General features: G+C 60.0%; 28 protein-coding genes, 2 pseudogenes and 1 riboswitch. Of the genes and pseudogenes, 18 read left to right on the top strand and 12 right to left on the bottom strand.

Annotation, left to right across the window (positions count from 1 at the left end; all coding sequences use genetic code 11):
• Nucleotides 1-75: 75 nt before the first annotated feature.
• From U873_RS34515 to ahcY, 3 genes and pseudogenes are all read right to left on the bottom strand, one after another.
• Nucleotides 76-886, bottom strand: a pseudogene (locus U873_RS34515) (substrate-binding periplasmic protein); the annotation flags it as partial.
• Between the two features lie 120 nt (nt 887-1006).
• Nucleotides 1007-1852, bottom strand: a complete 846-nt coding sequence (gene metF / locus U873_RS0126250) for a methylenetetrahydrofolate reductase [NAD(P)H] (protein ID WP_025131074.1) — start codon at nt 1850-1852, stop codon at nt 1007-1009.
• A 187-nt stretch (nt 1853-2039) separates the two neighbouring features.
• On the bottom strand, nt 2040-3449 hold the full coding sequence (gene ahcY, locus U873_RS0126255) for an adenosylhomocysteinase (protein WP_025131075.1): 1410 nt from the start codon (nt 3447-3449) through the stop codon (nt 2040-2042).
• Nucleotides 3450-3472: 23 nt separating this feature from the next.
• Nucleotides 3473-3579: riboswitch (S-adenosyl-L-homocysteine riboswitch) on the bottom strand.
• A gap of 200 nt (nt 3580-3779) precedes the next feature.
• Between ahcY and U873_RS0126260 the strand changes: the two genes are divergently transcribed.
• Nucleotides 3780-4184 carry an acyl-CoA thioesterase gene (locus U873_RS0126260; RefSeq protein WP_025131076.1) on the top strand — a complete coding sequence of 135 codons (405 nt, stop codon included), beginning with the start codon at nt 3780-3782 and terminating at the stop codon, nt 4182-4184.
• A 122-nt stretch (nt 4185-4306) separates the two neighbouring features.
• Entirely contained in the window at nt 4307-5194 is an 888-nt protein-coding gene (locus U873_RS0126265; RefSeq protein ID WP_025131077.1) for a formate/nitrite transporter family protein, read from the top strand.
• On the opposite strand, the gene U873_RS0126270 is transcribed toward U873_RS0126265, so the two are convergent.
• The 9 genes from U873_RS0126270 to sctN form a co-directional block, all read right to left on the bottom strand.
• Nucleotides 5195-6460 (bottom strand): sodium:proton antiporter, encoded by a 1266-nt coding sequence (locus U873_RS0126270; RefSeq protein ID WP_025131078.1) that lies wholly within the window; start codon nt 6458-6460, stop codon nt 5195-5197. It lies immediately after the preceding gene.
• A 168-nt stretch (nt 6461-6628) separates the two neighbouring features.
• Entirely contained in the window at nt 6629-7687 is a 1059-nt protein-coding gene (sctU, locus tag U873_RS0126275) for a type III secretion system export apparatus subunit SctU (RefSeq protein WP_025131079.1), read from the bottom strand.
• The gene (gene sctT / locus U873_RS0126280) at nt 7684-8472 is read right to left on the bottom strand and encodes a type III secretion system export apparatus subunit SctT (protein WP_025131080.1); all 789 of its coding nucleotides are present in this window, start codon (nt 8470-8472) and stop codon (nt 7684-7686) included. Before sctT ends, sctU begins: the two co-directional genes overlap by 4 nt.
• On the bottom strand, nt 8469-8735 hold the full coding sequence (gene sctS, locus U873_RS0126285) for a type III secretion system export apparatus subunit SctS (protein ID WP_025131081.1): 267 nt from the start codon (nt 8733-8735) through the stop codon (nt 8469-8471). Before sctS ends, sctT begins: the two co-directional genes overlap by 4 nt.
• Before the next feature lie 2 nt (nt 8736-8737).
• Nucleotides 8738-9391, bottom strand: coding sequence for a type III secretion system export apparatus subunit SctR (sctR, locus tag U873_RS0126290; protein ID WP_025131082.1), 654 nt, complete (start codon nt 9389-9391; stop codon nt 8738-8740).
• Nucleotides 9388-10320 carry a type III secretion system cytoplasmic ring protein SctQ gene (gene sctQ / locus U873_RS0126295; protein ID WP_025131083.1) on the bottom strand — a complete coding sequence of 311 codons (933 nt, stop codon included), beginning with the start codon at nt 10318-10320 and terminating at the stop codon, nt 9388-9390. Before sctQ ends, sctR begins: the two co-directional genes overlap by 4 nt.
• Nucleotides 10317-10760 (bottom strand): type III secretion system needle length determinant, encoded by a 444-nt coding sequence (locus U873_RS0126300; RefSeq protein WP_025131084.1) that lies wholly within the window; start codon nt 10758-10760, stop codon nt 10317-10319. The genes sctQ and U873_RS0126300 overlap by 4 nt, the downstream gene beginning before the upstream one ends.
• Before the next feature lie 545 nt (nt 10761-11305).
• Nucleotides 11306-11773 (bottom strand): type III secretion protein, encoded by a 468-nt coding sequence (locus U873_RS0126305; protein WP_025131085.1) that lies wholly within the window; start codon nt 11771-11773, stop codon nt 11306-11308.
• A complete protein-coding gene (gene sctN / locus U873_RS0126310; RefSeq protein WP_025131086.1) occupies nt 11770-13092 on the bottom strand; it encodes a type III secretion system ATPase SctN in 1323 nt (440 codons plus the stop codon). Before sctN ends, U873_RS0126305 begins: the two co-directional genes overlap by 4 nt.
• Before the next feature lie 279 nt (nt 13093-13371).
• Here sctN and sctW point away from each other — a divergent pair.
• From sctW to U873_RS0126390, 16 genes and pseudogenes are all read left to right on the top strand, one after another.
• Nucleotides 13372-14160, top strand: a pseudogene (gene sctW, locus U873_RS0126315) (type III secretion system gatekeeper subunit SctW); the annotation flags it as partial.
• Entirely contained in the window at nt 14141-14416 is a 276-nt protein-coding gene (locus U873_RS0126320; protein WP_025131088.1) for a TyeA family type III secretion system gatekeeper subunit, read from the top strand. The pseudogene sctW and the gene U873_RS0126320, both read left to right, overlap by 20 nt.
• Before the next feature lie 9 nt (nt 14417-14425).
• Nucleotides 14426-14794, top strand: coding sequence for a type III secretion chaperone SycN (gene sycN, locus U873_RS0126325; protein WP_025131089.1), 369 nt, complete (start codon nt 14426-14428; stop codon nt 14792-14794).
• A complete protein-coding gene (locus U873_RS0126330; RefSeq protein WP_025131090.1) occupies nt 14791-15156 on the top strand; it encodes a YscX family type III secretion protein in 366 nt (121 codons plus the stop codon). Before sycN ends, U873_RS0126330 begins: the two co-directional genes overlap by 4 nt.
• 5 nt (nt 15157-15161) lie before the next feature.
• Nucleotides 15162-15503 carry a hypothetical protein gene (locus U873_RS0126335; RefSeq protein ID WP_025131091.1) on the top strand — a complete coding sequence of 114 codons (342 nt, stop codon included), beginning with the start codon at nt 15162-15164 and terminating at the stop codon, nt 15501-15503.
• Nucleotides 15487-17613 carry a type III secretion system export apparatus subunit SctV gene (gene sctV / locus U873_RS0126340; RefSeq protein WP_025131092.1) on the top strand — a complete coding sequence of 709 codons (2127 nt, stop codon included), beginning with the start codon at nt 15487-15489 and terminating at the stop codon, nt 17611-17613. Before U873_RS0126335 ends, sctV begins: the two co-directional genes overlap by 17 nt.
• Entirely contained in the window at nt 17610-18044 is a 435-nt protein-coding gene (locus U873_RS0126345) for an LcrR family type III secretion system chaperone (protein ID WP_025131093.1), read from the top strand. The genes sctV and U873_RS0126345 overlap by 4 nt, the downstream gene beginning before the upstream one ends.
• 42 nt (nt 18045-18086) lie before the next feature.
• Nucleotides 18087-18365: an LcrG family type III secretion system chaperone gene (locus U873_RS0126350; protein ID WP_371261354.1), complete on the top strand. Its 279-nt coding sequence runs from the start codon at nt 18087-18089 to the stop codon at nt 18363-18365.
• 10 nt (nt 18366-18375) lie between these two features.
• Entirely contained in the window at nt 18376-19308 is a 933-nt protein-coding gene (locus U873_RS0126355; protein ID WP_025131095.1) for a virulence-associated V antigen, read from the top strand.
• Nucleotides 19309-19317: 9 nt separating this feature from the next.
• Complete coding sequence (locus U873_RS0126360; RefSeq protein ID WP_025131096.1) at nt 19318-19824, top strand: SycD/LcrH family type III secretion system chaperone; 507 nt, start codon at nt 19318-19320, stop codon at nt 19822-19824.
• Nucleotides 19805-20971, top strand: coding sequence for a type III secretion system translocon subunit SctE (gene sctE, locus U873_RS0126365; RefSeq protein WP_025131097.1), 1167 nt, complete (start codon nt 19805-19807; stop codon nt 20969-20971). Before U873_RS0126360 ends, sctE begins: the two co-directional genes overlap by 20 nt.
• Nucleotides 20919-21869, top strand: coding sequence for a YopD family type III secretion system translocon subunit (locus U873_RS0126370; protein ID WP_305809501.1), 951 nt, complete (start codon nt 20919-20921; stop codon nt 21867-21869). The genes sctE and U873_RS0126370 overlap by 53 nt, the downstream gene beginning before the upstream one ends.
• A 123-nt stretch (nt 21870-21992) precedes the next feature.
• Nucleotides 21993-22436: a type III secretion system chaperone gene (locus U873_RS0126375; RefSeq protein ID WP_025131099.1), complete on the top strand. Its 444-nt coding sequence runs from the start codon at nt 21993-21995 to the stop codon at nt 22434-22436.
• Between the two features lie 8 nt (nt 22437-22444).
• Complete coding sequence (locus tag U873_RS0126380; protein ID WP_025131100.1) at nt 22445-22690, top strand: T3SS regulon translocated regulator ExsE family protein; 246 nt, start codon at nt 22445-22447, stop codon at nt 22688-22690.
• Entirely contained in the window at nt 22687-23106 is a 420-nt protein-coding gene (locus U873_RS0126385) for a YscW family type III secretion system pilotin (RefSeq protein WP_051586111.1), read from the top strand. Before U873_RS0126380 ends, U873_RS0126385 begins: the two co-directional genes overlap by 4 nt.
• Nucleotides 23107-23358: 252 nt before the next feature.
• On the top strand, nt 23359-24174 hold the full coding sequence (locus U873_RS0126390) for an AraC family transcriptional regulator (protein WP_025131102.1): 816 nt from the start codon (nt 23359-23361) through the stop codon (nt 24172-24174).
• Nucleotides 24175-24253: the final 79 nt, after the last annotated feature.

Below are 24253 nucleotides of genomic sequence, written 5' to 3' on the forward strand. Positions count from 1 at the left end.
CGAGATGCCTTGAACAGGGTCCAGCGTCCGGGCGTGAGCCTGGCGGGAGGCCGGAGTATAACAGAGCATTGAGTGTGCGCTGCTTTCCTGCTGCTCAACGGCTTTTTTCTGATTCGCGGGTCGATGAGGACCTGACCGGGGGCAAGGCCGGCTCCGCACCGTACTTGGCGCTGAGTTCGGCGTAGGCCGGCTCGCGCTTGAAACGCTTGAGTTCGGCGCCGAAGCGCTGCACCAACAGGTCCATGCCGGCGTTGCGTCGCACCGCCAGGTACTGGCTCTGATGGCTGATGACCACGGGGTTCTGGCTGACCTGGTCACGAATGCCCAAGGTGTCCAGCAGGTGCTGGCCAACCCGTTTGTCGGTGATCAGCAGGTCGATCCGTCCCAGCAGCAGCTTGCCGAAGTTGGCCTCGTGAGTGGGGGCCGGCTCGCGGTTGAACAGGGTCGAGCCGCTGAAGTCATCGCTGTACAGGTAGCCGGGGGAGGTGCCGATGGTCAGTCCCTTCAGTTCATCGAGGTGTTTGAACGGATGGGGGCGCTGGTTGGCATAGAACATCACGAACTCGACCTCGGAGAGCGGCTCGCTGGGGTAGAGCAGGGTGCTGTCGCGCTGGTCGCTGTGGAAAATGTCCAGGGCACCGTCGGCCTGGCCGGTCTCGAGCATGGCCAGGCAGCGCTTCCAGGGCAGGAACTGCCATTCCACCTCTATTCCCAGGCGCTGGAAGACAATGGCCGTGGTCTCGTAGTCGAGCCCCAGGGACTGGCCATTCTCCTCGTAGACATAAGGTGCCCAGGGTTCGGTGACAATGCGCAGCTTCTCGCCATGGGCGGCGAGGCTCAGGCAAGTGCAGAGAAGGGCTGTCAGCAACTGGGCGATGACGGACATGGCTGGAGATTACGACGAGAGATCATGCAATTGCTAGGGGCAGTTCCAGCCGCTCTAGTTCAAGCCTGACATCAACAAAAAGGCCCCGCTTTGCAGCGGGGCCTGAGGAGCTTTTGCGCCTTAGCGCGGCAACTTCAGGTTGTTCCAGATCGCCAGGCTCGGGTCGGCCTGGTTCAGGGTATAGAAGTGCAACCCGGGCGCGCCGCCCTGCAGCAGACGCTCGCACATCTCGCTGATGACCTGCTCGCCAAAGGCCTGGATGCTGGCGCTATCGTCACCGTAGGCTTCCAGTTGCTTGCGGATCCAGCGTGGGATCTCGGCGCCGCAGGCGTCGGAGAAGCGCGCCAGCTTGCTGTAGTTGGTGATCGGCATGATGCCCGGCACGATCGGGATGTTGACCCCCATTTCCCGTACGCGGTCGACGAAATAGAAGTAGCTGTCGGCGTTGAAGAAGTACTGGGTGATTGCACTGTCGGCGCCGGCGTTGGCCTTGCGCACGAAGTTGCTCAGGTCGTCTTCGAAATTGCGTGCCTGCGGGTGCATTTCCGGGTAGGCGGCGACTTCGATGTGGAAATGGCTGCCGGTCTCTTCACGAATGAAGCTCACCAGATCATTGGCGTGGCGCAGCTCACCGCTGGCCATGCCCATGCCCGAAGGCAGGTCGCCACGCAGTGCAACGATGCGCTTGATGCCGGCCGCCTGGTACTGCTGCAGCAGGCCGCGCAGGTCGTCCTTGCTGTCGCCAACGCAGGACAGGTGCGGTGCGGCAGGGACTTTCACTTCGCTCTCCAGCTGCAGCACGGTATTGACCGTACGATCGCGGGTCGAGCCACCGGCACCGTAGGTGCAGGAGAAGAAATCGGGGTTGTAGCCGGCCAGCTGACGGGCAGTGGCGAGCAGTTTTTCATGCCCAGCATCGGTCTTGGTAGGGAAGAACTCGAAGCTGTAACGACGGTCTTGGGACATGGAGGGAACCTCCAGCTACAGGCCGCAAGCCGCAAACTGCAAGAGCAGCGGGGGTGCGCTCGTCTCTTGTGCCTGAACCTGGCTGCCTGGAACTGTTTAAGCAAATAGGGGCGAAGCCCAAGGCCCAGGCGGCAAGCTGGGCTTGTGGCCCGGCTTGCCGCCTGAAGCTCAAGGCTTGCAGCTGCTCTTAGTACCGATAGGTGTCTGGCTTGAATGGGCCTTCGACGGTCACGCCGATGTAGTCGGCCTGTTGCTTGGTCAGTTGAGTGACCACGCCACCGAAGCCGCGAACCATTTCCAGGGCCACTTCTTCGTCGAGCTTCTTGGGCAGAACTTCAACGGTCAGGCGCTCGGCTTTCTGGGCCGGCGACAGGTCGGCGTATTTCTGGCCGAACAGGAAGATCTGGGCCAGGACCTGGTTGGCGAACGAACCGTCCATGATGCGGCTTGGGTGACCGGTGGCGTTGCCCAGGTTCACCAGGCGGCCTTCGGCCAGCAGGATCAGGTAGTCGTCGTTCTGTGGGTCGAAATCGCCATGGCCGGTGCGATGGATCTTGTGCACCTGTGGCTTCACTTCTTCCCATGCCCAGTGCTTGCGCATGAAAGCGGTGTCGATTTCGTTGTCGAAGTGACCGATGTTGCAGACCACGGCGCGCTTTTTCAGGGCCTTGAGCATGTTTGCATCGCAAACATTGACGTTGCCGGTGGTGGTCACGATCAGGTCGATCTTGCCCAGCAGGGCCTTGTCGATGCTGGCCTCGGTGCCGTGGTTGATACCGTCGATGAATGGCGAAACCAGTTCAAAGCCATCCATGCAGGCTTGCATGGCGCAGATCGGGTCCACTTCGGACACCTTGACGATCATGCCTTCCTGGCGCAGGGACTGGGCCGAGCCCTTGCCCACGTCACCGTAGCCGATGACCAGCGCTTGCTTGCCGGACAGCAGGTGGTCGGTGCCGCGCTTGATGGCGTCGTTGAGGCTGTGACGGCAGCCGTACTTGTTGTCGTTCTTGCTCTTGGTCACCGAGTCGTTGACGTTGATGGCCGGGATCTTCAGTTCGCCCTTGGCCAGCATGTCCTGCAGGCGGTGCACGCCGGTGGTGGTTTCTTCGGTCACGCCGTGAACGCGCTCCAGTACCGCCGGGTATTTCTTGTGCAGCAGTTCGGTCAGGTCGCCGCCGTCGTCGAGGATCATGTTGGCATCCCAAGGCTGGCCATCCTTGAGGATGGTCTGCTCCAGGCACCACTCGTATTCGGCTTCGGTCTCGCCTTTCCAGGCGAACACAGGAATGCCGGCAGCGGCGATGGAGGCAGCGGCCTGGTCCTGGGTGGAGAAAATGTTGCAGGACGACCAGCGCACTTCGGCACCCAGGGCAACCAGGGTTTCGATCAGCACGGCGGTCTGGATGGTCATGTGGATGCAGCCGAGGATTTTTGCCCCCTTGAGTGGCTGCTCACCAGCGTACTTGCGGCGCAGACCCATCAGGGCCGGCATTTCCGATTCGGCGATGATGGTTTCGCGACGGCCCCAGGCGGCCAGGGACATGTCGGCGACTTTGTAGTCGTTGAAATCTGCAGGCGTGTTGACAGCGCTCATGAAGAGCCTCCATTCGTAATGTATGCGAATGGGCGCCGTTGTGCGTTTAGTGACCGATCGCGTCATCACGATCAATCAACGCCCCATCCGAGCCTGACAGGCCAGGCCTGCTGCAGCGCCCCTCGGACAGGTGGCGGGAAAACGGTATCCAGTACAGATGACCGTTTTTGAATCGGTGGCGATTATAGCCGCCTGAGCCACACTTCCAAAAGTGTTTATGTCGACTGCATGAAGTTCATTAATAGCGACCATAGTCGATGGTGCATGGAGGCTGACCGGCCGGTCTGCCATCATGTCGCGCATCAATCGGCAGGACGGTCAGGAGTGAATATGAATTTCCACACCCGCAAGTGGGTAAAACCCGAAGACCTCAACCCCAACGGCACGCTGTTCGGCGGCAGCCTGTTGCGCTGGATCGACGAAGAGGCGGCGATCTACGCGATTGTTCAGCTGGGCAACCAGCGGGTGGTCACCAAGTACATTTCCGAAATCAACTTCGTCAGCGCCTCACGCCAGGGCGACATCATCGAACTGGGCATCACCGCCACCGAGTTCGGTCGCACTTCCATCACCCTGACCTGCGAAGTGCGCAACAAGATCACCCGCAAGTCCATTCTCACGGTGGAGAAAATGGTCTTCGTCAACCTGGGTGAAGACGGTTTGCCAGCGCCTCACGGGCGGACCGAGATCAAATACGTGAAGGACCAGTTCAAGGAAGACGAGCCCGCCGAGTGAGTGACCTGCATGGCCGGTTGCCGGAGCCGCCTGGCGCCAGTAACGGCTAAACCCGGGTAAGCACTGAACAGCCCTGCAACCTGTGTGTCGTAGCTACATGACCCACGGGTTTCAGGAGTCCCATGGACACTCAAGAAGACGGCAAGACCCCCGACCTCTCCGCGAAAGAGCGGCATGAGGTTGAACACAACCAGCCGCCTCGCGCGGCGGTCCTGCATGAAATCATCCGCACCCAGGGCGATCAGGAACTCGAACGCAGTGTCGCCGCTCTGTGGTGGTCGGCCCTGGCGGCGGGCCTGACCATGGGCCTGTCCCTGATGGGCATGGGCCTGCTCAACTCGCGCCTGCCCGATGGCGAGGCCTTCAAGGTGATCGCCAGTTTCGGTTATTGCGCGGGCTTTCTGGCGGTGATTCTCGCGCGCCAGCAATTGTTCACGGAAAACACCCTGACCGCGGTACTGCCAGTGATGAGCAAGCCGACGTGGGGCAACGCCGGGCGTTTGCTGCGCCTGTGGGGCGTGGTGCTGGTGGGCAATCTGTGCGGCACCCTGTTGGTGGCCTACGTGATGCTGCACTTGCCGATATTCGACAGCAGGACCGATCAGGCCTTCCTGGAAATTGGCCGCAAGGTGATGGAGAACGACCGTGCGCAGATGTTCTCCAAGGGCATCATCTCCGGTTGGATGATCGCCACCATGGTGTGGATGATCCCCTCTATGGAAAGCGCCAAGCTGTGGATCATCATCCTCATTACCTACCTGATGGCGCTGGGGGACTTCACCCATATCGTGGTGGGTTCGGCGGAGGTGTCCTACCTGGTATTTGCCGGCGAGCTGACGTGGCGGGATTTCTGCTGGGTATTCGCCGGGCCGACCCTGGCAGGAAACATCATCGGTGGCAGTTTCATCTTCGCCCTGATCAGTCATGCCCAGGTGCGCAGTGAGAGTGGCAGGTCGAACCGGGACGCGGACCGGGCAGCAGTGCCCGATCCACGCCGGATCAAGAAATGATCAGTGCGCCTCGGTTTCGGCCTTGGTCGCCGGCGCATCGCTGGTGACGTGGCGTACCAGCTTGCCGATGCTCAGGCCCTGCAGCAGGATCGATGACAACACCACGATGTAGGTGATGCTCAGCACCAGGTCGCGCTCCGGTCCCAGGGGCAGCGCCAGGGCCAGGGCCACCGACACGCCGCCGCGCAGGCCGCCCCAGGTCAGTACGCGGATGGTGCCCCGGGGAACGCTGCGCCAGCGCCGCAGCAGGAGAATCGCCGGGGCCACGGTGAGCAGGCGCGAAAGCACGATGGCCGCCGCCAACAGGCTGGCGGCTGCCAGGTGCAGCCAGTTGAATGGCAGCAGCAACAGCTCCAGGCCGATCAGCGCGAACAGCAGGGCGTTGAGCATGTCGTCGAGCAATTCCCAGAAACCATCCAGGTAGCGCCGGGTCATCTCGTTCATCGCCAGGTTGCGCCCCAGGTTGCCGATGATCAGGCCGGCCACCACCATGGCGATCGGGGCTGACACATGCAGTTCACTGGCCATCGCCGAGCCGCCGATCACCAGGGCCAGAGTCAGCATCACTTCGATCTGGTGCTGCTCGATGCTCTTGATCATCAGGTACACCAGGTAGCCGATCAGCGCGCCGAACAGCACGCCGCCAATGGCTTCGTGGACGAACAGCCAGGAGGTGGCGCCCAGGGTCGGGGTCTCGCCCAACTGGGCAATGCCCAGCAATACGGTGAACACCACCACCGCAGTGCCGTCATTGAACAGCGACTCGCCGACGATCGTGGTTTTCAACGGCTTGGAGGCATTGGCGGTCCGCAGCACGCCCAGTACCGCAATCGGGTCGGTGGGGGAAATCAGTGCACCGAACAGCAGGCAATAGAGGAAGCTCACCTGCCAGCCGAACAGGCCGAAGATCCAGTAGGCCAGGCTGCCAATCACGAAGGTGGCGATCAGCACGCCCACCGTGGCCAACAGCCCGATGGGCCAGCGATAGCTGCGCAGGTCATTGAGGTTGACGTGCAGGGCGCCAGCGAAGAGCAGGAACGACAGCATCCAGTTCATCAGCAGATCGCCGAAGTCGATCTTGCCGATCAATTCCTCGACATGCTCCTCGAGCCCGGGAAAGCCCAGGTAGCTCAAGCCTTGCAGCAGCAAGGAAAACAGCAGGGCGGTCACCATCACGCCGATGGTCGGCGGCAGGCCGATAAAGCGGAAGTTGACGTAGGTCAGCAGGGTCGTCAGGCAGATAAAGGCAGCGACAAGTTCAAGCATCCGGGGTCCTTTGGAGGGGTGCGTGAGAAGACTGCCCGACGTGTCGGGCATGACTTTGATGCGTGGTTTTCCACAGGAGATACATCCAGCGAGGCTTTAGTCTCCGTCTGCGTTGACCGCAGGATTGACACGCCGTTACCGCTTGGCGTGAAAAAAACCGCAGGGATGTTACAGCTCCGGTGGTGATGCCTGTTGCTGGCTGTCGAGCCAGCGCAACACTTCGGCCGTGGTCTGAATCAGGTCGGCGGGGATGTACTGGTCGACATGACCGTCCTGATGCAGCGCCCGGGCCAGCGGCACGCGGTGCAACACCGGGATGCCTTCTTCCTCGGCAATCCGTCGCACCTGCAGGGCCAGTGCGTCGGTATGTTTCAAGGTGACGACCGGCAGCGGCGTCTCACCCTTCACGTAGCGAATACCCACGGCGATGTGGGTGGGGTTGGCAATGATCACTGAGGAGCGCTTGACGTCGGCACGCAGGTTGCTCGACTGCAGCTCCTGGTGAAACTGGCGCCGTTTGCTTTTGATCTCCGGGCTGCCTTCCATCTCTTTGTATTCGCGTTTGACTTCGTCCTTGCTCATGCGCAATTGCTTGGTGTGCTGGTAACGCTCGAAGGCGTAGTCGAGCGCCGAGATCACGATGAATCCGACACCGCAGACCAACAGCAGTTGCCCCAGCAGCTGGCCGATCACCGGTGCGACACAGCTCAGGCCACAGCCAGGCAGGCGAACCAGGGCATTGATGTTGTCGGCCAGAATCGTCCACACCAACACCGAGAGCAATGCGACCTTGAACAGCGACTTGAGAAAGTCCACCAGGCTGCGGATCGAGATGATCTTCTTGGCGCCTTCCACCGGGTTGATCTTTTGCAGATCGGGCATGATCGATTCACTGCTGAGCAGAAAACCGTACTGCGCCAGATGTGCCGCGATCACCACCACGGCCGCGACGACCAACAGCGGCAGGCAGAGGTAGATCATCTCCTGGAACAGGTTCTCCACCATCAACTGCAAGGCCAGCCGGAAAGGCAGGTTCAGATACGCCTCGGGCATCAGCATCAATTGCCCGAGGTGCTCCATGTAGTACTCGGAAAACCCCATGAGTGTGGCGATCAATGCAAGGATCAGGGCGGTGGACACCACTTCCCGGCTTTTGACGACCTTGCCTTTGGTCCGGGCATCGCGAAGCTTCTTCGGTGTGGGTTGTTCGGTTTTCTCCGCGCTCATGGTGTCTCCAATACCGGGCGCAGTTGGCGCAGCGGGTCGATGGCGATCAGCAGGCTGTCATAGGCGTGGTCCATCAACACGTTCAGGTACAGCACCAGCAGCAGGCTGGCGACGATACTTTTGATCGGCATGGAGAGGATGAACACGTTCAACGACGGGGCGAAGCGGCTGATCAGGGCCAGACCGAATTCGGCCAGGAACATGGCGATCAGCAGAGGCGCGGCCAGCAACAGGCATAGGCGCAGCAGTTGTCCGAACTGACCGTAGAAAAAGTCCACCCACTGGCTACCGATGTAGGGGAAGAAGGTCGCGACCGGCCAACTGACGTAGCTCTGGTACAGCGCGCCGATCAATGCCAGGAACGCGCCTCCGGTGAAAAACAGGGTGATCAGGGTTTGTGTCAGCAACAGGCCGGTAGGGCTGGTCTGGCTGCCAAGTGTCGGGTTGAGTGTCGAGGCAATGGAGGCGCCGCGCTGGTTGTCGATGATGAAGCCGGTGGCCTCGATGGCCCAGAACGGGATTGTCACGACAAAGCCGATCAGCAGGCCGAGCAACACTTCTTTGCCGATCAGCATTGCCAGGTCTATGCCGTCGAGCGTTACCGGCAACGTACCGGCGATGGTCGGGTAGGCGAACAGCGCCAGCGAACAGGCCACGCCATTGCGCACCAGGCCGCCACCGAGCATTTGTTTGCTGAGAATCGGCATGACCACAAAACAGCTGATGATTCTGGGCAGCAGCAGGGTATAGGCCAGCAGAAGCTCTTGCAGGTCCTGAATGCTCATCGCACGAGAGGAATTTTCAGCAGGGTCAGCTCGGCAAAGGCATAGAGTTCATTTCCCATCCAGCCAGCTGTGACAAACAGGGTGATGACCACGGCAATCAGTTTGGCGACGAACCCCAGCGTTTGCTCCTGGATTTGGGTCAGCGCCTGCAGCAACGACACCAGTGTGCCGACGGCAGCGGCCATGAGTACGGTGGGCATCGACAGAATCAGTACCAGCCACAAACCCTGACTGGTGAAATGAAGGATCTCGGCGTTGTTCACCTTCAACCTCCGTAACTGATCACAAGGCCGTGGGTCAGCCGCGCCCAGCCGTCCAGCAGGACAAACAGCAGCAACTTGAACGGCAAGGAGATGGTCATCGGGGACACCATCATCATCCCCATCGCGAGCAGGATGTTCGAGATGATCAGGTCAATTGCGATAAATGGCAGGTAAATCAAAAAGCCGATTTCAAAGGCGCGGGTCAACTCGCTGACGGTGAACGCTGGTAGCAGGATCAGCAGGCTGTCGGGTTCGAGGCGGTCCGCGTACTCGCTGGGCCAGACCTGACGGGTGCTGTCGACGAAGAATTCGTGTTCGCGGGCCAGTATCTGCTTTTTCAAAAAGCCCCTATACGGCTCCATGCCCTCGTCTAAAAACTGCTCCACCGATTCGGTGTTGCTGAGACTGACGTCATGCGTGCGCAAATAGTCGCGGGTGGCGAAACCCACCGGGGCCATGACGTACAGGCTCAAGATGATCGCCAACCCGTACATCGCCATGTTTGGCGGGATCTGCTGCACGCCCAAGGCATTGCGCAGTAACGAGAAGACCACGGTCATCTTGATGAATGAGGTCGCCATGACCGCGATGAACGGCAGCAATGCCAGCAGCGCCAATCCGAAAATCAGGCTGAGCTCGTCAGGCAGTTGAATCATGTGGGCTGATCCTGCAACAAGCGGGTGATGCGCACGCCCAAGCGATCCTGAATATTCACCAGCTCACCCACGCCCAGGCAGCGCTGGTTGACGAGGATTCGCACTTCGCCCTCGAGCGGCGTGGCCAGGTCGATCAACGATCCTGGTTGCAGGGTGGCCAGGGTGTGCAGATCGAGGGTCTGACGGCCGACTTCGAAACTGACCTGGACCGGGAGTTGCTCCAGGCTGGCCAGATCCGGCAGGGTTTCGACGGGCGCTTCGTTGTGCATGGTGAGCAATTCCAGTTGAGAATCGTGGTGGCGAAATCGTGCCCATGGGCGGTCTTCGACTACGCCGAGCAAAGGACTGGCGGCGTCGTGACGTGGTGGCAGGAGTAACAGGTCACCGGTGGCCAGTGAATGCAGTTGCGCGGGGAGCAGGCAGACCGGTCCCCATTGCAGCGAGAGTCGCAAGGCTACGGCCGTCAGCTCCGCCAACGGGCGTGCGGGCACGTGCGCCAGCAGTGCGTCAGGGTCACTTTCCAGCCAGATCACCAAGCGCTGTGCGCCGCGTGACAGCGTCAATGCCAGTGTCGGTGTGTCCGTGCCAGGCTCGGCCTGGCACGGTTCAATGCTTTTCCAGATGAGCCCCGGCAGCACTGCTGTTTCCAGCTCCAGCAATGCCAGTTGCAGCGGTGGCGGCAGGTTGCTGAGCGCGGCCTCCTGCAGCAGGGGTTCAAGCCATCCGGCCAGGGCTGCACTGTGGCAGCGCCAGCGCAGGAACAGACCTTGCCAGTGGACATTGAGCCGTACATCCAGCGCCTCGGGTTGCGGCACAATCGCCAGCCGGGCTTCACCGTCGGCGAGCGGGTAGCGCGTGCGGCAACGACTGACTTTCTGTTGCAGGGCCAGTGTGTGTGGGGCAACGCGAGCCAGCGTCAGGCCGCTCATGAGTCTTGCTCCCACTCGTCTTGCACGTGCCGGCGCTGACGAGAGCCCTGGTCGCTTCCAGATTGATGCTGGTTAAAGGTCAGCTGGATCGGTTGTCCGGGGTTCAGGCGTTGCAGGCGCTCCATCAGGTCGCCACGGGCGAGTTGAAGCTGCAGCAGGCTGCCGGGACTGGCCTGAATGTCGACATGCAGGTGTCCATGAGAATGGGCGAGCTGGATGCCGACCTGTCCCAGTTGCGTCAGGTTCACCTGCAGCAGCGTGGTGCTGCCATTGCGGGTAATTGCGGCATGGATCTGCGGTTGCAGGGTTTGCAGCAACTTGTCGAGGTCTTTACTCAGCGGTGGCGGCTCGATGTTGTTGAGCAAGCGAGCCAGTAGCTTGTCACCCGGGGTCTGGGTCATGCCTGCAGCCGCCGTTGGCTCTTCGAGCAGGGCACTCAAGGGCGGCTGTTGCTCCTGCTCTGGGGAAGAATCCTGCTGCTCCGAGGGCATTTCAGCGACGGGCCCAGTGGCAGACGGGCCAGGGGGAACGGGCAGCCCCGGCTCCTCATGCTTGGCGGTTACCGGGGCGTTTTCACGCTGGCCTGCTGCAACAACGGGGCGCTCGGGCGCCACCTCCGGCTGTTTCTCCGCAGCTGTGGGAAGCCGCGGTGGTACGGATTCAAGCTCCGATTGCGCGCTGGCCTGGTGTTTTTCCGCGGGCTCATCCGTCGGGCCAATGTCTGACTCAGGCTCAGTGAGCGGTTTTCGCTGCTGGCTGGGTTTATCTGCTGCTTAGCGCAAATCACCCTCCGGAACCCACGATGCATCTGGGTCGCCGCTATCGAGCCTGTGCGCCTCTTCGTCCCGGCGTTGCTCATGGGCATCCGGTTTATGGTTGAGTGCCCGCTCGAATTCAGCCTGACGTGCCCGGTCGGCGGCAACTCCTGTCGGGGCTGGTGTACGGGCAAAGACTTCCTGCGGAAAGTCTGGTGGGGAAGTTCTGCTCATGAAATGGCCTCGGCACGACGAAAATCTTCGAGCTCCTGTTCTTCTTTGAACTCAAGTAGCAGCCGCTCCTCGGCGAGGGCGTGGCGGTTCAGTTCGGTGAATTTTTCCACTTGCTGTTGGGCCTCCTGCAAGCGACGTCGGCTCAGGCGCAGGCGTTCGCGCTCCTGAGCCAGGTTTTCCGCGTGCTCGGCGATGGCCTGCTCCAGTGCGGCCTCTTTTTCTCGCAGCAGGGCCACTTGTTGCTGCCATTGTTCAAGTGCTTTGCGGTTCATGGGCTTGGCCTTGCAGCGCTCGAACAGCTGGTGTTCTTGCGCCTGGCGCCACTGCCGGTATTGCTGGTGTTCGGTGATCGCGGACTGATGGTTGCGGTGGGCTTCGGCGACCTTCTGTTCCTGGCGTTGCAACGCCTGTTCGGCGCGTTCGACGCGCAAGCTCTTGATGCGCAGCAGGGTGGGCAACGTCATCGGGTCAGGCTCGCGAGCTGTTCAAGGCAATGGGGCAGATCACTGGGTTCGTGGGTGCCTTGACGCAACCAGGCACGGATATCGTCCATTTTTTCGATGGCTCGATCAGCCACGGGGTCTTGGCCTTTCTGGTATTCACCGATCTTGATCAGCAATTCGACTTCTTCGTAACGAGCCAGCCATTCGCGCAATTGGTTGGCGCCGTTGCGGTGTTCAGGGCTCACGATCTGGTTCATCACCCGGCTGACCGATCGCAGCACATCGATGGCCGGGTAATGGTTGGACGCGGCCAGCTTGCGCGAAAGGATGATGTGCCCGTCGAGAATCGAGCGGGTCTCGTCCGCCACGGGTTCGGTCATGTCATCGCCTTCGACCAGCACGGTATACAGCGCGGTGATCGAGCCTTTGTCCGACTGGCCGGCCCGCTCCATCAATCGCGGCAGGGCGGCGAACACCGAAGGTGGGTAGCCGCGCCGGGTCGGCGGTTCGCCCGCGGCCAGCCCGATTTCGCGCTGGGCCCTGGCAAACCGGGTGACCGAATCCATCAGCAGCAGTACGCGTTTGCCCTGATCGCGGAAGTACTCGGCAATGGTGGTGGCGACAAACCCGGCCTTGGCACGCTCCATGGCAGGTCGGTCCGACGTGGCGACCACCAGCACCGAGCGCTTTAGGCCTTGTTCGCCGAGATCGGACTCGATGAACTCGCGAACCTCACGCCCCCGTTCACCGACCAGCGCCAGGACGATGACGTCGACGTCCGCGCTGCGCATCAAGGTTGCCAGCAGCGTACTTTTACCGCCGCCGGCCGCCGCGAAAATGCCCATGCGCTGACCCTCACCGCACGTCAGCAGACCATCGATGGTGCGCACGCCGAGGCAAATCGGCTGTTCGATCAGCTTGCGGCTCATGGGGTCTGGCGCATCGCGGTAAACCGGGTACCAGGCAGCAGGCTCACCGAGGCTGATGCCGTTGAGCGGCTGGCCGAGGCCGTCAAGCACCTGGCCCAGCAAGTGATCGCCGACGCCAACCTGGTGCATGGTGGCGGTCGGGCTGACTTCGGTGTTCGAGGAAATGCCGAGCATTTCACCCAGCGGGGTCAAGAGCGCCTGATGCTGCTGAAATCCGATGACTTCAGCCATCAGCGACAGCGACTGGTCCGGGTTGCGCAATTGGCACAGTTCGCCCACGCGTACGCCCGGGACCACCGCTTTAAGCAGTGTGCCGGTGACCTGAGTGACCCGGCCGCGAATTTGAATCAGCCGACATTTATCGATGGCCTGCTGCATCTGGCCGGTGATGTGTTCGAGTGAGAGGTGCATGGTCGGCTTGGGTGGAGGGGTGACGGCCACTATAAGTAAAGGCCCGCTGCAGTGATTTCAGTGCCGGTCGCAAGTTTTTAGAAATTGGTTGGCGCAAGGCCTAAAAAAAAGCGACCGATTTTGGCAGAGCCCCTGGCAGGCGGGTTTCTACAATGGGGCTCACATCAGCGTTTTCTGCAAGCGAGTGCTTCCATGGCCAATATTCAGAGTGTCGTTCCTGCAGTGTCATTGCCGGACCGACAGGACCCATCGGGTATTGAGCGCGACAGCCGGCCGACCGGCAGTTTCCAGGGGGAGCGTGTGCAGTACGTTTCTGCCAGCCAGTCGATGGCCGACGCCGCTGAAGAGCTGACTTTTGCGTTCTCCGAGCGGGTCGAAAAGTCGTTGGCCAAGCGCAACGTCAGCGATGGCCATGCGCGGATCAGCGAAATCCTCGAAATGCTGGAGGAGCACCTCAAGAAAGTCCCGGACCTTGAGTCGCAACAAAAGCTCGAGGCCCTTGTTGCGCACCTTGGCAGCGGCCAGTTGAGCAATCTGGCGCAGCTCAAGGCGTACCTCAAGGGGTTCTCCCGGGAGATCAGCCATCAGTTTGTTGCCCTTTCCCATGCGCGCCAGGAACTGGCCGGCAAGACCGACGCCTGGGCGATGGTCGAGCTGATTGATCAGGCTCTGCTGGAGATGGCCCAGGAGCATGGGCATGCCATCGAGCTGGGGGTGCAGATCGGGCCGCTGGCCAAGGAGGCGGCAGAGCAGGGGGTCGGCGACATCCAGTCACTGCGAGACACCTATCGCGATGCGGTCATGGACTATCGCGGGCTGAGTGCGGCGTGGAACGACATTCACGCGCGTTTTGGCAATAGCGCACTTGAAGGCGTGACCGGATTCCTGATGAAGGCATTGAGCGCCGACCTCGACAGCCAGCAGCTCAGGCTCGACCCGGTCAAGCTCGAACGGGTAATGAGCGACATGCACAAGTTGCGGGTGCTGACGGGGCTGTCGAACCAGGTCAATGCGCTCTGGCAGGCGCTGGTAACGGGGGAGCGAGGTCATGGCATACGGGCCTTCTGACCTGATGGGCGGGGTGATCGGCCTGGTCGACAAACGCTGGGCGAGTGTTCAGGACGTGCAGCGTCTGATCGCGCCGCTGGCGATCAAGGATGCGGCACGCCGGATCCATTTCTTTCGTGAGATCAAGCGTCTGATCCGCCTGATTCCTACGGAAATCTTTAGCGATGAGGAGCAGCGTCAAAACCTGCTCAATGCCTGCCAGCTTGCGCTGGACCAGGCAATCGATCAGGAAGAAGACGAATGGCAGGCACAGTGAGTAAACGACATGCCCTGGATTGACCAAGCCTTGGCCCAGTTCTGCCAGGACCTCGGGGTGGCCGTACCTGCTCCGGCGGGGGCGCTGATCCAGCTGGAGTTCGAGGAAACCGGCACCCTGCAACTTGAACAGCATGACCGCAAGCTGACGCTGTGGCTGGCCGTGGATCTGGCGTGGCATCAGGTTCATCAGGGGGGGATTCGTGCCCTGGCGTTGACCTTCAGCGGCACTGGGCCGCAATTGCCACTGCGCTGTGCGTGGGCGAGTGGCCGCCTGTTGCTGCTGATCACCCTGGATGAGCGACGTATCACTGCCCCGGTACTGCACCAGGCGTTGCATACCCTGAGTTCGGCGCGCCGCACGGTGCTTGAGCCGTGAGTCGGATCAGTGCCCCGCACATCGGCATCGAACGGCTGACCGAGGTCGGGGAACAGCATCGCAGCTGCGCCTTGCCCGAGCGGTATGTGCTGCCGCCCGATGGTCATTCGCTCGAGACCCATCTGGATAACCTCTACCCGGCGGATCTCGCCGGGCGTCGGCTGCTGGCCTTTGCCTGCCCTACTGAAGGCTTTCACGAGTTGCTCCGGCCACAGGCGTTTCGCCAGGCCCTGAAAGACCTCGCGCAGCAGATCTCCTCACCCGAGGTGCCCGAGTTGCAGGCGGCGTTGGCGCTGCTGCAAACCCGTAGCGAAGATGAGTATCTGCTGCAGATGGCCCTCCATATGCTGCACAAGGTATGACCCCAATGATGTTAGAGCCGGTACAGCAAAACCTGTTGCTCCTGCTTGGCTGGCTACAGCTGCAGTGCGGCCAGCCGGGTCGAGCGCGGATATTTCTTGAAGCCCTGCTGGTGGTCGAGCCAGCCCATGGCCAGGCGCGTCGGGCACTGGTGGTGGCGCTGTTGCAACTGGAGGAGGGGGTCTTGGCCGAACGTCAATGCGACCGGTTGCTGGCCGATGGCGAAGGTGACCTGGCGCTGTGGGGCTGTATCAGCCGTGCTTGCCAGTTGCAGGGGCGCATGGCCGATGCGCGCGTCGCTTACGAGCGGTTCCTGAGCCCGCGGGAGTCTTATGAACGCGTTGTCTGATTTCCTCAGGAAGGTGGGCGAGCGCCAGGACATCATGCTGGCCGTGATGCTGCTGGCCGTGGTCTTCATGATGATCCTGCCGCTGCCGCCCTTCCTGCTCGACATCCTGATCGCGATCAACATCACCGTGTCGGTGGTGTTGATGATGATGTCGGTGTACGTCAGCTCACCGTTGCAATTCTCGGTATTTCCGGCGGTGTTGTTGATCACTACGTTGTTTCGGCTGGCGTTGTCGGTCAGCACTACGCGCATGATTTTGCTTGAAGCCGACGCTGGTCAGATCGTCTACACGTTCGGGAATTTTGTGGTGGGCGGCAATCTGATCGTCGGTTGCATCATCTTCCTGATCATCACCATCGTGCAGTTCCTGGTCATCACCAAAGGTGCCGAGCGCGTGGCCGAAGTCAGCGCGCGGTTCTCCCTGGACGCCATGCCCGGCAAGCAGATGAGTATCGACGGCGACATGCGCGCCGGTGTCATCGACGTCAATGAGGCGCGGGACCGGCGAGCAGTGATCGAGCGCGAGAGCCAGATGTTCGGCTCGATGGATGGCGCGATGAAATTCGTCAAGGGCGATGCGATTGCGGGCCTGATCATCATCTTCATCAACATTCTGGCGGGCATTACCATCGGTATCACCCAGAAGGGCATGACCGCCGGCGACGCCTTGCAGTTGTATTCGGTGCTGACCATCGGCGATGGCATGGTCAGCCAGGTGCCTGCCCTGTTGATTGCGATCACGGCCGGGATCATCGTGACCCGGGACTCCTCGGATGGCGCCTCGGACCTGGGCAATGACATCGGTGTCCAGGTCGTTGCGCAGCCCAAGGCGTTGCTGATCGGTGGAGTGCTGCTGGTGTTGTTCGGGCTCATCCCCGGGTTCCCAACGGTGACCTTCATGGTATTGGCTGCCGTGGTGGGCGGTGGCGGCTACTTCATGTTGTTGCGCCAACGCGGACTGGCAGCCGAGAACAACCCCAGGGACTTGCCAACGCTGTTGGCCCAGGGGGCGGGTGCCGCGTCATCGGCCAAACCCAAAGCCAAGCCCTCAGGCAGCAAACCCAAAAGCTCGCGGTTGGGCGACAAGGAAGAGTTCGCCATGACCGTGCCGTTGTTGATCGATGTCGACGCGGGCATGCAGCAGGAGCTTGAGGCGCTCGCCCTCAATGACGAACTGGTGCGGGTGCGACGTGCGCTCTACCTGGACTTTGGCGTGCCGTTTCCGGGCATTCACCTGCGCTTCAATGAGGATCTGAAAGACGGCGAATACCTGATTCAGTTGCAAGAGGTGCCGGTGGCACGCGGGCGACTGCGCAGTGCGCGGTTGCTGGTGCAGGAGCGAGCCAGTCAGCTGGAGCTGATGGGGGTGCCGTTTGAAGAAGGCGAGCCGGTGTTGCCGGGCCAGCCGACGTTGTGGGTCGACGCCGCGCACGAAGGACGGCTGGAGCGCTCCGGTTGCGCTTTCCTGAGCATGGATCAGGTGCTGACCTGGCACCTGTCCCACGTGCTGCGTGAATACGCCGAAGACTTTATCGGCATCCAGGAAACCCGCTACTTGCTGGAGCAGATGGAGCACAGCTATTCGGAACTGGTGAAAGAAGCGCAACGCATCATTCCGTTGCAACGCATGACCGAGATTCTCCAGCGCTTGGTGGGCGAGGACATTTCGATCCGCAATATGCGGGCGATTCTGGAAGCCATGGTCGAGTGGGGGCAGAAAGAGAAGGATGTGGTGCAACTCACCGAGTACATCCGCAGCAGTCTCAAACGCTACATCTGCTACAAGTATTCGAGCGGCAATAACATCCTGCCGGCCTATCTGCTCGACCAACTGGTGGAAGAGCAAATTCGTGGTGGCATCCGCCAGACCAGTGCCGGCAGCTATCTGGCACTGGATCCGGCTGTGACCCAGTCCTTTCTCGAGCAGGTCAGGCAGACCGTCGGTGACCTCTCGCAAATGCAGGCCAAACCGGTGCTGGTGGTGTCGATGGACATCCGCCGCTACGTGCGCAAGTTGATTGAAAGTGATTACTACAGCTTGCCCGTCCTCTCGTATCAGGAGCTGACCCAGCAGATCAACATCCAGCCATTGGGCCGGGTTTCGTTATGACGCGCGACCCGTTGATTGATTGGCTGCAGGCGCGGGGTTACCGCATCCGTGAGCATTTTTTGCGCAAGAGCACGCTGCCCCTGGGCTGGAAGTTCGTGCATGGCGGTTGCGAACTGGCCTGGCGTTGTGAGGGCAAGCGCGTGTGGATCGTCATGCTGCGTCGAACTGATGGACGCCAGGGGCTGTGCAATTCCTTTGCCGCGTTGTACGTGCTGGCGGCGGCAGTCCTTGCGCAGCTGGGGCCTCACGCCAGCCTGTACGGCCAGGTGCAAGCGATGTCGGGCAGTCCGTTGTTGGCTGGGCGTATGGAGCGCTTCTACCGCCACTGGGCCGGCGCGATCGAGCCTCTGCCAGGCTGGTTCGAGTTGGAGGCCGGGCGGGTGTGTTCGCTGCGATCAATGAGAAAACGACAAAAAATCGACTGTACCTGACAGGAAACCCGATGCCCTCTCCCTACTATAGGAGCCATGGACGTGTCTGACGAAACCCACGCCGCAACCGTTCAAGCCGCTGTCCTGGCCATTGAAGACAACGAACATCGCGCGCGCCTGCTCAGCGAAATGTGGCAAGGCCTGGCGTTGTCCGATGAGGTCCGTGATCAGGTTTTTCAATCGCGGGACAAGTCTCTGGTCCAGGCGGCAGAGCAAGAGCTGTTAAAGGAAGTGCAACGGATGCGGGCTTCCCGCCCACCCGTTGCCGATGAAGGAAAACGATTACGCCGTCCGACTTCGATGCGTGGACTTGCGGTGTAAGGAACCCCCTATGCAAATCAAGCATTACCAACAAGATCTGTCGGGCTTGCTCAATCAGCTGCAGGCCTTGCCCATGGATCAACTGCGCGGCAGTCGGTCCGAGTCGCTCGCAGAGCTTCAGGCGCTGATCAAAAGCCGCAACATCAGCTTCACGCATGACGGGCAAACCCTGTCGGCTGCCCAGGTCGAAAAGCTGCTGGCGTATTTTCTGCCGCCTGGCCCGAACGCCGACGGCGGGCTGTATGAGCTGCAGGTCAAGTCCGGGGTCGAGTCCGTCAAGCAACTGATCAATCAGTACGCCGATGCCCATCCGGGGCAGCCGTGGCCGCTGAAGGAGTTTCTCGCCAAGGCGCATTTCGGGCTGACCGCTGACCGCATCGACGATGACGTGCGGGACGTCTATGGCGAGGTTCTGCTGATCCAGGACGGCAAGCGCACGGCACTGCGCGACGAGCTCAAGTTGCTGACCGCCGAACTCAATATCTTCAGCAAGATCCAGTCGCAGATCAACGCGAAGCTGGCGGCCAAGAAGGAGATCGAGATCGAGCCGGGGCTCAACCTGTTTGATCGCACCTTGTACGGTTATCCCGATGACAAGAGTTGGCAGGCCAGTTCGGAATACAAGTTGCTGACCGGGCTCGACACTTACCGTGCAGGCAATCCGCTGAGCATCAAGGCATTCCTCAAGGGTGATCCCAAGGAAAGTGGTGCGATGAAGGATGGCGACTTGCAGAACAAGTATGAGTTTAAGGACGAGAACAACCCGATCGCCAACTTCTCCACGACGGTGAGCGATCGCGCGCGTCCGATCAACGACAAAGTCAGTGAAAAAACCACGCTGTTGAACGATGTCAGCTCGCGCTACAACACCGCGATCGAGGCCTTGAATCGCTTTGTCCAGAAGTACGACAGCATGATGCGCGACATTCTAAATGCCATATAGGAACGGTTGATGACCCAGCAAGAACACGATGTTTCCGAGGCGGTCGAGAAGGAGCTGGAGGCGTTTTTGCGCGATGGCGGCACGCTGGCCATGCTCAAGAATATCTCCAGCGACAGTCTGGAGCAGCTTTATTCCCTGGCCTTCAATCAGTACCAGGCTGGCAAGTGGCAGGACGCCCACAAGATCTTTCAATCGCTGTGCATGCTTGATCACTACGACGTTCGGTTCTTCCTCGGGCTGGGCGCGTGTCGCCAGTCGCTGGGGCAGCTCGAGCTGGCATTGCAGAGCTTCAGTTATGGCGCGTTGATCGACATCAATGAGCCCAGATTTCCGTTTCATGCTGGCGAGTGTCACCTGCAACTGGGTGATCTCGACGGAGCCGAGAGTGGCTTCTACTCGGCTCAGGCCTTGGCCTCGGCACAGCCGGCACACGCGGTTTTGGCCGAGCGTGCCGGCGCCATGTTGGAAGCCGTATTAGCGAGAAAGGATCAACACAATGAATCCGATAACGTTTGATCGCGTTGCGTTTGCCACAGGGGGCGTTTCTGCAAGCGATCCTGTGGTTCGTCCACGCAATGATCGAGAGGGGGGCGCACTTACGGTCTCCCGGGTCGAGGCGGATGGCCGTCAGGCCATTCATTCCCAGGGTGTGCAACTGACGGCGCCGCTGGCGGCCAGTCAGCAGCCTGTGGATGCCAGCACTCGGGCGGACGTCAGGCGTCTGCTGCAGTCGGTGCGCGAGGACAGTGCACTGGCCCAGCGGGTGGTCGCTGAAAGCTCGCGTCTGGGCTTGGCACGGCTCAGTTCGGTGGAAGACTTCGAGATTGAGCTGGCCAAGCTGACTGGCGAACTGGAGTCCACGCAGAAGAAGCTCAAGCTCGAAGAAATCAAGCAGGCGCGTGAGCAGAATCTGCAAAAGATGGAAGAAAACCAGAAGAAGATTCTGGAGTCGACCGAGGCAGCTAAAGAAGCCCAGAAGTCTGGTCTGGTCGGCAAGATCTTTGGCTGGATCAGTGCCATTGCGTCGATCATCGTCGGTGCCATTCTGGTCGCTACCGGCGTGGGTGCAGCGGCTGGCGCATTGATGATTGCCGGCGGTGTCATGGGGGTGGTTTCCCAGGCGGTGCAACAAGCGGCGAAGGACGGATTGATCAGCAAGGAAGTGATGGAAAAGCTCGGACCGGCTCTGATGGGGATTGAAATCGCCATCGCCGTGATCGCTGCGGTAGTCAGTTTCGGGGGGGCTGCCGTAGGGGCGGTCGCCAAGGTGGGTGCAAAAATCGGCGGTAAGGCCGCCGAGCTCACCGCCAGTCTCGCCGGCAAAGTGGCGGATCTGGGAAGCAAGTTCGGCAATGTCGCCAGCCAGTCGCTTTCCCATGGCGCCAAGCTCGGGATGCAGATTAGCGATGTGACCCTGGATGTGGCCAATGGTGCGGCGCAAACCGCCAATTCGGTGATGCAGGCCAAGGCCGCCGACAGACAGGCGGATGTTCTCGAGGGGCGTTCACAGCTTACCCAGGTCCAGGCGGTGCTCGATAAGCTCAAGGAGGAGCTCAGCCGCATGGTCGAGTCGTTCTTGCAAGTCATGGAGCTGATTTTCCAGATGCTCAATGCCAAGGACGACAGCCTGCACAATCTTTCCAGCCGCCCTGCGGCTATCTGAGGAGCACATTATGATGATTGAAACAGGGTATGGCGCTCAGGGCCTGGGGCAAATCGGCAACACCCAGCCGCTGGAAAAACCCCAAGCGGCCGCGCGCGGTGAAACCGTGCACCAAGCGGGCCTATCGTCCGGCGCGGCGAAAAGGAGCTCGGGTGTCGAGCTGATTGAACCGCGTCAAGTGTTCAAGCCAGAGGGGCTGGGCAAGGTCAGCAGTGAGCTCAATGGCACTGTGGATATGCTGGTGCTGCTGCTTCGCTTCGCGCAGAAGGCGCGTGAACTGGGCATCGTTCAGCGCGACAGCGAGAACAAGTCGATTATCAGTGCGCAGAAATCCCAGGTGGACGAAATGCGCAGCGGCTCCAAGTTGATGATCGCCATGGCCGTGATCTCTGGTGTGATGGCTGTTGGCTCGGCGATCACCGGGGCCATCGGTGCGATCAAGAACGGCAAGGCGATCAGCCAGGAGAAAACCCTCGAGAAAAACATCTCCGGGCGCAACGAACTGATCGACGCCAAGATGCAGGCAATGGGCAAAACCTCGAAGGCGGATCGCGCCGAAATCGGCCGGATCTGGTCCAAGGACCAGGCAGCCGACACCAGCGCGCTGAAGTTGACCGGGCAGGGTGTGGATAGCCGCAATGCCAAGCTGCAAAGCATCAACTCGGTCAATCAGGCGCTCGGACAGATGTCCAGCAACGCGGTGCAGGTCCAGCAGACGGCGGTTCAGGCCAATGCCAAGGAAGATGAAGTCAATGCGTCGATTGCCCAGAGCGGAAAGCAAAGGGGCGAAGACCAGGTGAGCTTCAACTCCGAGTTCTGGAAAGAGATGCTGCAGCTGCTTGCGCAGTACACCCAGAATCACAACCAGGCGGTACGAGCAGCAGCTATCGGCGCTTGATGTGATTTTGTCTATAGGAAAAAAGCCGCATTGATGCGGCTTTTTTCTTAAAAGAAAAGCCCGTCAGTGACAAAGCCGTTGCATGGCCGGGTGCTAGCATTTGCCTAGCTCGAGGAGACATGCATGGATTTGAGTATCAAGGTCAATCAGCTGCTTGCCGAATTCGCCAGTCGCAGTGGCCTTCCCGCTTTGTCGTTGGATAAAGAAGGCGTTGCAAGCCTTCTGTTTGACGATCAGTTGGGCGTAACGCTGGTATTGCTGGCCGGACGTGATCGACTGGTTCTGGAAGCCGATGTGGCGGGGATTGAGACCGTTGGTGACGGGATTTTCCGCCAACTGGCGAGCTTCAATCGACGCTGGTATCGCTTCGACCTGCATTTTGGTTTTGACGAGGAAACCGGTGTGGTGCAGTTGTACGCCCAGATTCCGGCCGCCGAGTTGACCTTGTTACGCTTCGAAACCACCTTGGCCAATCTGCTGGATCACGCCGAGTTCTGGCAGAAATTGCTGCCCGCACAGGACAGTACCGCCCAAGTGCAATCCATACCTGCCGGCATGAGGGTTTAAGCAGAGCTATGAAGATAGACAGCGCTGGCATTTCACTCGCGGCCAAGAGCGACGAGGTGCAAGTGTCCGGGAGTTTTGCCGGACGCTCGCTCAGTCAGGTGCCCAGCCGCCAGGCAGGAGTTGCCAGTGTGGCTGATCTGGGGCGCTGGCTGGCGACGCAAGTGGCTACCGATCAACAGAGTGAGCAGCACCTGCAGCGCTTGGTTGATGGCGATGTATCGGCGGTTTATGAGCGTCAGGTTCGTCAGCCATGATCAAGGCGCTGCTGTGCAGTGTTTTTTTGTTCCTGGTTGGCTGTGTCGGTGTGTCACCCGCGCTGCCGGTGCAGGGGGTGAATGTGAAGGGCGAGGTGCGCATGCCGTCCCCCGTCACGCGCCCGGCCTATGTCACTGTTCGTCTCTACGCCCAGGTCGAAGGGACGCCGCGACTGATCGCCCAGGCTCGCTACCGGGTGGCGGCGTTGCCCGTGCATTTCGCCTTTCGTCTGATGCCGCAACAGGTGGTCGGTGAGGGGCTATTGTTGCGCAGTCAGTTGGCCTGGTCCGAAGAGGGGCCTGTTCAGGCTCGAAGTTGGCAGCCTGTGGTGACCGACAGCAACATGAAAGTAAATCTTGGGCAACTACCGTGTTACCCCAAGTGTGCTGTTCGGTCAGCATCGATGCATCTTTGAAATTTTTTGTATCGTTTTTTTACTGGTTGCTTTGTTAAGTATTCGGATAATTCGCTCGTTATAGAAAGATAGGCGTTAGTTGGTTAAATAAGAGCAATTATTCTAATTCGATAATTAACCATTGTTTTGCAACTGTCGTTAGGCAGCTCATTGTTCAATGCGTCACGTCGTATTACGTCGAGGGTGAGTTGTCGTACGTCGCCTACCTGGGCGCGGTACAAACTGTATGTGCAGGTAGGGGTCACAAAAAAAATGCAAGGTGCCAGCGTCCGAGCTCGGAAACAAATAAAGCTGTGCCGATGGGCTATTCCTACGTTTGAGTTTGTCTCGAACGGTGAAGCTGGGATTTATATCCTGATTGAGGGGCAGCTCACACTTCAAGATTGCAATACAACAGTTTGTCTCATGCCGGGTGAACTGGTTTTCGCTCGTAGAGGCAACTACGTCATCAGTACGGGCGGACATGAAAGTTGTTTAATCTGGATTCCATTATCTGTCCGGTTCCTACAAGAATTCATTCAACGTTTCGGTTCACTGTTGAGTGAGGTCGAGCGCTGGGACGGACCTGGAGTCAGTCTTGTCGCGTTTGCCAGTACTCCATTGATGGCTGACTGCATCAAGGGGCTCGAAGGCTTGATGGTGCACGAGCACCCACCGATGCTGGCCTTGTTGCGGGTCGAAGAATTGTTGATGTTGTTTGCGTTCAGCCCTCAAGGACCGGCGCTGATGTCGGTGCTGCGCCAACAGGGCAGTCGGCATGTCGAGCGACTGCAGGTGTTCATGGAGCAGCACTATCTCAAGGAGTGGCGGCTCTGTGAGTTCTCTCGGCAGTTCGGCATGGGCTTGACGACGTTCAAGGAGCTGTTCGGTTCAGTCTATGGCGTTTCCCCTCGTGCCTGGATCAGCGAGCGGCGTATCCTCTACGCCCATCATTTGTTGCTTAACAGTGAGGTGAGTATTGTGAACATCGCGATGGAAAGCGGTTTTTCCAGTCAGTCCTACTTTACCCAAAGCTATCGTCGCCGTTTCGGATGTACGCCCAGTCGCTCCAGGCAAGGAAAGGAATAGCGTCAGACTAAAAAAAAATGACGTTTTTTGTAAGTTTGGTCCATTGGCCCTCAGTAAGATTGGTCGCAGTGAAAGATGC

Source organism: Pseudomonas sp. PH1b (assembly GCF_000633395.1).
Lineage (GTDB): Bacteria > Pseudomonadota > Gammaproteobacteria > Pseudomonadales > Pseudomonadaceae > Aquipseudomonas.

What these genes read in the sequence shown, in the direction of transcription:
- sctT (WP_025131080.1), bottom strand. Translation starts at nt 8,472, where the DNA reads ATGAGCATTCAGGACCTGCAAGAGCTTCTGCTGGCCTATACCCTGCTG.
- sctV (WP_025131092.1), top strand. Translation starts at nt 15,487, where the DNA reads ATGAACGCGTTGTCTGATTTCCTCAGGAAGGTGGGCGAGCGCCAGGAC.
- sctN (WP_025131086.1), bottom strand. Translation starts at nt 13,092, where the DNA reads ATGCACCTCTCACTCGAACACATCACCGGCCAGATGCAGCAGGCCATC.
- ahcY (WP_025131075.1), bottom strand. Translation starts at nt 3,449, where the DNA reads ATGAGCGCTGTCAACACGCCTGCAGATTTCAACGACTACAAAGTCGCC.
- U873_RS0126370 (WP_305809501.1), top strand. Translation starts at nt 20,919, where the DNA reads ATGCCAAGGACGACAGCCTGCACAATCTTTCCAGCCGCCCTGCGGCTA.
- metF (WP_025131074.1), bottom strand. Translation starts at nt 1,852, where the DNA reads ATGTCCCAAGACCGTCGTTACAGCTTCGAGTTCTTCCCTACCAAGACC.
- U873_RS0126360 (WP_025131096.1), top strand. Translation starts at nt 19,318, where the DNA reads ATGACCCAGCAAGAACACGATGTTTCCGAGGCGGTCGAGAAGGAGCTG.
- U873_RS0126390 (WP_025131102.1), top strand. Translation starts at nt 23,359, where the DNA reads ATGCAAGGTGCCAGCGTCCGAGCTCGGAAACAAATAAAGCTGTGCCGA.
- U873_RS0126265 (WP_025131077.1), top strand. Translation starts at nt 4,307, where the DNA reads ATGGACACTCAAGAAGACGGCAAGACCCCCGACCTCTCCGCGAAAGAG.
- U873_RS0126355 (WP_025131095.1), top strand. Translation starts at nt 18,376, where the DNA reads ATGCAAATCAAGCATTACCAACAAGATCTGTCGGGCTTGCTCAATCAG.
- U873_RS0126260 (WP_025131076.1), top strand. Translation starts at nt 3,780, where the DNA reads ATGAATTTCCACACCCGCAAGTGGGTAAAACCCGAAGACCTCAACCCC.
- sctU (WP_025131079.1), bottom strand. Translation starts at nt 7,687, where the DNA reads ATGAGCGCGGAGAAAACCGAACAACCCACACCGAAGAAGCTTCGCGAT.
- sctE (WP_025131097.1), top strand. Translation starts at nt 19,805, where the DNA reads ATGAATCCGATAACGTTTGATCGCGTTGCGTTTGCCACAGGGGGCGTT.
- U873_RS0126305 (WP_025131085.1), bottom strand. Translation starts at nt 11,773, where the DNA reads ATGACGTTGCCCACCCTGCTGCGCATCAAGAGCTTGCGCGTCGAACGC.
- sycN (WP_025131089.1), top strand. Translation starts at nt 14,426, where the DNA reads ATGCCCTGGATTGACCAAGCCTTGGCCCAGTTCTGCCAGGACCTCGGG.
- U873_RS0126335 (WP_025131091.1), top strand. Translation starts at nt 15,162, where the DNA reads ATGATGTTAGAGCCGGTACAGCAAAACCTGTTGCTCCTGCTTGGCTGG.
- U873_RS0126375 (WP_025131099.1), top strand. Translation starts at nt 21,993, where the DNA reads ATGGATTTGAGTATCAAGGTCAATCAGCTGCTTGCCGAATTCGCCAGT.
- U873_RS0126320 (WP_025131088.1), top strand. Translation starts at nt 14,141, where the DNA reads ATGGCATACGGGCCTTCTGACCTGATGGGCGGGGTGATCGGCCTGGTC.
- U873_RS0126385 (WP_051586111.1), top strand. Translation starts at nt 22,687, where the DNA reads ATGATCAAGGCGCTGCTGTGCAGTGTTTTTTTGTTCCTGGTTGGCTGT.
- U873_RS0126380 (WP_025131100.1), top strand. Translation starts at nt 22,445, where the DNA reads ATGAAGATAGACAGCGCTGGCATTTCACTCGCGGCCAAGAGCGACGAG.
- U873_RS0126345 (WP_025131093.1), top strand. Translation starts at nt 17,610, where the DNA reads ATGACGCGCGACCCGTTGATTGATTGGCTGCAGGCGCGGGGTTACCGC.
- sctQ (WP_025131083.1), bottom strand. Translation starts at nt 10,320, where the DNA reads ATGAGCGGCCTGACGCTGGCTCGCGTTGCCCCACACACACTGGCCCTG.
- U873_RS0126270 (WP_025131078.1), bottom strand. Translation starts at nt 6,460, where the DNA reads ATGCTTGAACTTGTCGCTGCCTTTATCTGCCTGACGACCCTGCTGACC.
- sctR (WP_025131082.1), bottom strand. Translation starts at nt 9,391, where the DNA reads ATGATTCAACTGCCTGACGAGCTCAGCCTGATTTTCGGATTGGCGCTG.